The organism is Pseudoxanthomonas sp. GW2 (assembly GCF_000283075.1).
GTDB lineage: Bacteria > Pseudomonadota > Gammaproteobacteria > Xanthomonadales > Xanthomonadaceae > Pseudoxanthomonas.
Window position 1 is genome coordinate 1 of record NZ_ALIP01000107.1, and the last position, 6,293, is coordinate 6,293.

The 6,293-nt window shown below is 72.9% G+C and carries 7 protein-coding genes; 3 read left to right on the forward strand and 4 right to left on the reverse strand.

Going from position 1 to position 6,293, the window contains the following annotated elements:
- Nucleotides 1–72 precede the first annotated feature (72 nt).
- Nucleotides 73–762 carry a hypothetical protein gene (locus B351_RS0108480; protein WP_019398609.1) on the forward strand — a complete coding sequence of 230 codons (690 nt, stop codon included), beginning with the start codon at nt 73–75 and terminating at the stop codon, nt 760–762.
- Nucleotides 763–787: 25 nt separating this feature from the next.
- On the opposite strand, the gene B351_RS0108485 is transcribed toward B351_RS0108480, so the two are convergent.
- The 3 genes from B351_RS0108485 to B351_RS0108495 form a co-directional block, all read right to left on the reverse strand.
- The gene (locus tag B351_RS0108485) at nt 788–1,015 is read right to left on the reverse strand and encodes a hypothetical protein (RefSeq protein WP_019398610.1); all 228 of its coding nucleotides are present in this window, start codon (nt 1,013–1,015) and stop codon (nt 788–790) included.
- 74 nt (nt 1,016–1,089) lie between these two features.
- Nucleotides 1,090–2,397 carry an AmpG family muropeptide MFS transporter gene (locus B351_RS0108490; protein ID WP_019398611.1) on the reverse strand — a complete coding sequence of 436 codons (1,308 nt, stop codon included), beginning with the start codon at nt 2,395–2,397 and terminating at the stop codon, nt 1,090–1,092.
- On the reverse strand, nt 2,394–3,206 hold the full coding sequence (locus tag B351_RS0108495) for an exodeoxyribonuclease III (RefSeq protein WP_019398612.1): 813 nt from the start codon (nt 3,204–3,206) through the stop codon (nt 2,394–2,396). The genes B351_RS0108490 and B351_RS0108495 overlap by 4 nt, the downstream gene beginning before the upstream one ends.
- 114 nt (nt 3,207–3,320) lie before the next feature.
- Between B351_RS0108495 and pyrE the strand changes: the two genes are divergently transcribed.
- A complete protein-coding gene (gene pyrE / locus B351_RS0108500; RefSeq protein WP_019398613.1) occupies nt 3,321–3,980 on the forward strand; it encodes an orotate phosphoribosyltransferase in 660 nt (219 codons plus the stop codon).
- 51 nt (nt 3,981–4,031) lie between these two features.
- The gene (locus B351_RS0108505) at nt 4,032–4,676 is read left to right on the forward strand and encodes a hypothetical protein (RefSeq protein ID WP_019398614.1); all 645 of its coding nucleotides are present in this window, start codon (nt 4,032–4,034) and stop codon (nt 4,674–4,676) included.
- Between the two features lie 40 nt (nt 4,677–4,716).
- Here B351_RS0108505 and B351_RS0108510 read toward each other — a convergent pair.
- On the reverse strand, nt 4,717–6,293 hold a 1,577-nt coding region (locus B351_RS0108510; protein WP_019398615.1), incomplete at its 5' end, for a phosphomannomutase/phosphoglucomutase.

Genomic DNA, 6,293 nt, shown 5'->3' on the forward strand with positions numbered 1-6,293 from the left:
CCCAACGCGCGCGTCCCCCCCCCCAGGCCCGCCCCCGACCGGGCCCCGCGCGCCTCCCCCGAGGGTTTGGACATGGAAAAACAACGGCACATCCTGCTGGCCCACCTGGGCCGTTCCGCGCTGCTGGCGCTGGTCATGGCCACCCCGGTGGCGCTGCTGTACGCCGACATCCAGCTGCTGGGCGACGACGTGGGCGAATGGTCGCTGGTCGAGCTGACCCAGCTCGGCTTCCTGGTCGCCACCGTGCTGGCGTTCGTGCGCCTGGCCCGCGCCCGCGCGGACGAGCGCGGCTTCGCCGTGCTGGCGGCCGGCTTCTTCGGCTGCATGCTGATCCGCGAGCTGGACGCGGTCTGGGACCTGCTGTTCCGCGGCCTGTGGTCGATCCTGGTCGCGGCCCTGGCCGCCGCCAGCCTCGGCTACGCCCTGCGCCAGCGCCAGGCCACCCTGGACGCCACCGCGCGCTTCCTGCGCTCGCGCCCGGCGGCGGTGATGACCATCGGCCTGGTGCTGCTGCTGATCTATTCGCGCCTGTTCGGCATGACCACGCTGTGGCACGGCCTGCTGGCGGAGAACTACGTGCGCGTGTTCAAGAACGCGGCCGAGGAATGCACCGAGCTGCTGGCCTACACCCTGATCATGGCCTCGGCCCTCACCTATGCCGCCCAGCGCATCCGCGAGCAGCGCAAGGCCCTGGCCGCGCGCGGCCACGCCCGCGCCGGCGCGGCGCTGCTGCAGGCGCGGCGCGCCTCCGGACGCCACTGAGGCGGCGGATCGCCGGCCGGCGGGCTCAGAAGTCCCGCCCGGCCGGCAGCAGCTTGAGCGCGGCGATGGCCTCGGCCAGCGCCTCCACTTCCTGGTTCTCGAAGCCCGCGCGCACCTCTTCCTCGGCCGCGAACAGGCCCTGCTCCAGCAGCCGGATCACGGCGTCCCGCAGCGGCCAGCCGCGGGCCTGGGCGACGCGCTGGATGCGCTCGGCCAGGATCGGGTCGATGTCGCGCAACACCAGGTCGGGCATGGCCTTGGCGGCTCGGTGGGGGGCGGGGCAAAGACTGCCACGAAGCGCCGCCGCATACGAGTCGCCGGCCGCCGTCAGCGTGCCGGGTCGTCCCCGGCCTCGCGGATCCGCGGCCACAGCCAGGCCAGCAGGGCCAGGGTCGGGACCACGGTCAGCGCCGACAGCACGAAGAAGGTCGCGTACGAGGTGGCCTCGACCACGTAGCCGGACACGCCGCCGGCGAACTTGCCGGGCAGGTTGGCCAGCGACACCAGCAGCGCGAACTGGGTGGCGGTGAAGTTGCGGTCGGTCAGCGAGGACATGAACGCCACCAGCACCGTGCCGGCGAAGCCCTGGGCCACGTTGTCCACGGTGATCGCCGCGTAGAACGCCCAGATCTGCGACGGGTACTGGCTCATCAGCAGGAACGCCAGGTTCGACAGCGCCACGCCGAGGGCGGCGACGAACAGCATGCGGCGGAAGCCGAACGCGGCCACGCACAACCCGCCCAGGAACGCGCCGCCGATCCCGGCCCAGATGCCGTACAGCTTGGACACGGTGGCAATGTCGGCCTTGCTGTAGCCGCTGTCCAGGTAGAACGGGCCGGCCATCACCCCGATCACCTGGTCGGGGAACTTGAACAGGCCGACGAACAGCAGCAGGGCCAGGCCCAGGGCCAGGCCGTTGTTGGCGAAGAAGCTGGAGAACGGCTGCCAGAACGCGCCGAGGAAATCGATCCGGCGCACCACGGTGGCCTCCGGCACCGCCGGCTCGCGCGACAGCAGCGTCGCCAGCGCCGGCGCCAGCATCAGCGCCGCCATCGCCAGGTAGGCCACGGTCCAGCCGCCGAACTCGGCCAGGTAAAGCGCGCCGGCGCCGCCGAGGATCAGGCCGATGCGGTAGCCCAGGGTATAGGTGGCCGCCAGCGCGGCCTGGGCCTGCGCCGGGGCGACCTCGATGCGGTAGGCGTCGACCACCGAGTCCTGGGTGGCGCCGGCGAAGGAGGTGAACAGCACCCAGCCCACCAGCGGGCCCACGCTCAGCTCCGGGCGGGTGAAGGCCAGCGCGGCCAGGCCCGCCGCCACGCCCAGCTGCGCCGCCAGCAGCCACGAGCGGCGCCGTCCGAGCAGCCCCAGCGGCGCGAACACGTAGCGGTCCAGCAGCGGCGCCCACAGGAACTTCAGCAGGTAGAAGAAGCTGGCCAGGCTGATCAGGCCGATGCTGGCCAGGTCCAGGCCGCCGTCGCGCAGGCGGGTGGACAGGGTCATCGAGGCCACCGGCAGGAACGGCAGGCCGCAGCCGAAGCCCAGCAGCGCCAGGGTCAGCGCCGACGGCGTGCCGAAGGCGCGGCGGATGCCGGCCCAGCCCTTGTAGCGCGGCGGCTCGCCCGCGGGCGCGTTCACGGCAGCGCGCCTTCGTAGTCGACGATGAACGGGGCGTGGTCGGAGAAGCGCTGCTCGCGGTAGATCGAGCAGCCGCGCAGGCGCGGTTTCAGCGACGGGGTGACGAACTGGTAGTCGATCCGCCACCCCACGTTGTTGGCGCGCGCCGCGCCACGGTTGCTCCACCAGGTGTAGTCCTCGCCCTGCGGATGCAGCGCGCGGTAGGCGTCGACCCAGCCGCCGGGCCGCGGCGGGGTGCCGTCGCTGCCCTCGTCCGGGCCGATCATGCCGTTGAGCCAGGCGCGCTCCGGCGGCAGGCAGCCCGAATTCTTCTGGTTGGAGGTCCAGTTCCGGATGTCCTTGCGGCAGCGGACGATGTTCCAGTCGCCGCACAGCACGTAGTCGCGGCCGCTGGCCAGCCACTCGTCGAGCACCGGCTTCAGCCACTCCATGACCTGGAACTTGTAGCCCTGGCGCAGCTCGCCGGAGGAGCCGGAGGGGATGTAGAACGAGACCACGCTGAGGTTGCCGAAGCGCGCCTCGATGTAGCGCCCCTCCTCGTCGAAGTCCGGCCGGCCCAGCACCGTGCGCACCTCGTCCGGCTCGCGCCGGGCGTAGATCGCCACGCCGCTGTAGCCCTTCTTGCTGGTGGCATCGCGGTAGAAGCAGTGGTGGCCGTCGGGGCGGAAGCAGGCGTCGGCCAGCTGGTGCTCCTGCGACTTGGTTTCCTGCAGGCAGACCACGTCCGCGTCCTGGCCGGCCAGCCAGTCGAAGAAGCCCTTGCTGGCGGCCGAGCGGATGCCGTTGGCGTTGAAGCTGATGATGCGCATGCGGGGACGGGTCGGAAAAACAGGCCGACAGCCTACCCAATCGCGCCCGCCGGCGCTGCCTCCGCGGCGCGCCGCGGCCGTATCCTATGCCGCCGTCCCACCGCCGCCATCCCCATGTCCGACCACCGCACCCGCTTCCTGCAGCTGGCCCTGGACGCCGACGCCCTGCGCTTCGGCGAGTTCACCCTCAAGTCCGGCCGTGTCTCGCCCTATTTCTTCAATGCCGGCCGCTTCGACAGCGGCGCGCGCCTGGCCGGCCTGGCCGCCTGCTACGCCGACGCGGTGGACGCGGCCAGGCTGCAGTTCGACGTGGTGTTCGGCCCGGCCTACAAGGGCATTCCGCTGGCCACCGCGCTGGCCTGCGAGTACGCCGGCCGCGGCCGCGACCTGCCGCTGGCGTTCAACCGCAAGGAAGCCAAGGACCACGGCGAGGGCGGCACCCTGGTCGGCGCGCCGCTGGCCGGGCGCCGGGTGCTGGTGGTGGACGACGTGATCACCGCCGGCACCGCGATCCGCGAGGCACTGGGGATCATCGCCGCCGCCGGCGGCACCGTGGCCGGGATCGTGGTCGCGCTGGACCGCCAGGAGATCGCCTCCGAACAGGACCGCCGCTCCGCCGCGCAGGCGGTGGCGGCGGAGGCCGGGGTGCCGGTGGTGGCGGTGGCCGGGCTGGCCGACCTGCTTGCATTCGCCGCCGGAAACGACACACTGGCGGCGTACCACGCACCGTTGCTGGCCTACCGCGCCCGCTACGGCTGCGACCACACGGGCTGACTGACAGCGCAGGGGGCTGCCGTGACGCCGCAACACATCCGTCCGCTGGCGATGCTGGCGGCACTGGTCCTGCTGCCGGCGCCGGCGATGGCGCAGCAGAAGGCCGCCAACAAGAAGCTCTATTGCTGGGACCAGGACGGGCAGCGCGTGTGCGCCGACACCCTGCCGGCGGAAGCGGCCGGGATGGCGCGCGACGAGATCAGCGCCAGCAGCGGCATGCGCACCGGCCAGGTGCAGCGCGCGCTGACCCCGGAGGAACGCGCCGCGCTGGCCGAGGAGGAGCAGCGCCGGCAGCTGGATGCGATGGCCGAGGAGACCCGGCGCCGCACCGAGCAGGCGATGCTCATCACCTTCCAGGACGAGAACGAACTGCGCCGGGTGTTCAGCGAGCGCGTCACCCTGGTGGAGAACAGCATCGAGACCGCGCGCTACAACGTGGCCAGCCTGCGCGAGGGCCTGGTCACCCTGCTGCGCCCCGCCGCCGAGCGCGAACTGGCCGGCAAGCCGGTGGCCGAGAAGCTGGCCGCCGACATCCGCCAGCGCCATGCGCAGCTGCTGTACCACCAGCTGCTGCAGCGCAATTTCGAGCGCCAGCGCGCGGCGCTGGACGGCGAGATCGAGGCCACCCTGGAGCGCTACCGGGCGCTGAAGTCCGGCACCACCGCCGCTGCACCGGCCACCGCCGCGGCGCAGTAAGGCCGCCGGCCGCGCCCGCGGCGCGGCGGCCCCGCTCCGCTCAGAACGGCAGGGTGCGCCCCGGCAGCAGCGGCTGCAGCTGCTCGCGGAACAGGGTGCGGATCCGCGCCAGCGCCGGCTCGTCGTCGGCCTCGAAGCGCAGCACCAGCACCGGGGTGGTGTTGGAGGCGCGCAGCAGGCCCCAGCCATCGTTCCAGTCCGCACGCAGGCCGTCGATGGTGGTCAGGCGCGCGCCGGCGAACGCCGAATCCTCGGCCTGGGCCGCGGCGGTGAACCGCTCCACCAGCGCGTGCGGGTCCTCGCCGTCCTCCAGCGCGACCTTGATCTCCGGGGTGGACACGCTGTCCGGCAGCGCGTCCAGCACCTCCGAGGGCGCCTCGAAGCGGCCGGCCAGGATCTCCAGCAGGCGCGCGGCCGCGTACAGGCCGTCGTCGAAGCCGTACCAGCGCTCCTTGAAGAAGAAGTGGCCGCTCATCTCGCCGGCCAGCTCGGCCTCGGTCTCGCGCATCTTGGCCTTGATCAGCGAGTGCCCGGTCTTCCACATCTGCGGGCTGCCGCCGTGGCGCAGGATGTAGTCCTGCAGGCGGCCGGTGCACTTGACGTCGTAGATCACCATCGCGCCCGGGTTGCGCTGCAGGACGTCGGCCGCGTACAGCATCAGCAGGCGGTCGGCGTAGACGATGCGGCCCTCGCGGGTGACCACGCCCAGGCGGTCGCCGTCGCCGTCGAAGGCCACGCCCAGGTCGGCGTCGAACTGGCGGACGGTCTGCACCAGGTCCTCGAGGTTGCGCGGCTCGCTCGGGTCCGGGTGGTGGTTGGGGAAGGTGCCGTCGACGTCGCAGTACAGCGGCACCACCTCGGCGCCGATCGCCTCCAGCAGGCGCGGCGCGATCTCGCCGGCCACGCCGTTGCCGGCGTCGGCCACCACCTTGAGGGGGCGCTCCAGCTGCACGTCGTCGGCGATCCGGCGGACGTAGTCCTCGGCCACGTCCTGGGTGGCGTAGCTGCCCGGGGCGTCGCTGCGCAGGCGGCCGTCGCGGATGCGTGCGTACAGGTCGACGATCGCCTCCCCGGACAGGGTCTGGCCGCCGACCACGATCTTGAAGCCGTTGTAGTCCGGCGGGTTGTGGCTGCCGGTCACCGCCACGCCGCTGCCGGCGCGCAGGTGGTAGGCGGCGAAGTACACCACTGGGGTCGGCACCATGCCGATGTCGATGACATTGCGGCCTGCCTTGCGCAGGCCCTCGACCAGGCCCTCGACCAGCTCCGGCCCGGACAGGCGGCCGTCGCGCCCGACCACGATGTCGGTGAGGCCTTCCTCGGCCATCACCGTGCCGATCGCCTGGCCGATGCGCGCGGCCACCTTCGCGTCCAGCTGGCTGCCGACCACGCCGCGGATGTCGTAGGCGCGGAAGATCGCCGGGTCCACCGCGACGTCGTCTTCCGGCGCCGGCGCCGGTGCGGCCGGGGTGGAAGCGGCCGGTGCCGGGCGCGGCTCCTGCTTCAGGGTCTGGCCCAGGGTCGGGGCCTCGTCCACCGGCGCCGGGGCGGCGCTGCGGCGCCGCCGCAGCTTGCCGCCGGCGGCCAGCAGCGCCACCAGCACGCCCAGCGCCAGCA

Bases quoted from the DNA above. Each gene is read 5' to 3' on its own strand.
- B351_RS0108495 (WP_019398612.1), bottom strand. From the start codon at position 3,206: ATGCGCATCATCAGCTTCAACGCCAACGGCATCCGCTCGGCCGCCAGC.
- B351_RS0108505 (WP_019398614.1), top strand. From the start codon at position 4,032: ATGCTGGCGGCACTGGTCCTGCTGCCGGCGCCGGCGATGGCGCAGCAG.
- pyrE (WP_019398613.1), top strand. From the start codon at position 3,321: ATGTCCGACCACCGCACCCGCTTCCTGCAGCTGGCCCTGGACGCCGAC.
- B351_RS0108480 (WP_019398609.1), top strand. From the start codon at position 73: ATGGAAAAACAACGGCACATCCTGCTGGCCCACCTGGGCCGTTCCGCG.
- B351_RS0108485 (WP_019398610.1), bottom strand. From the start codon at position 1,015: ATGCCCGACCTGGTGTTGCGCGACATCGACCCGATCCTGGCCGAGCGC.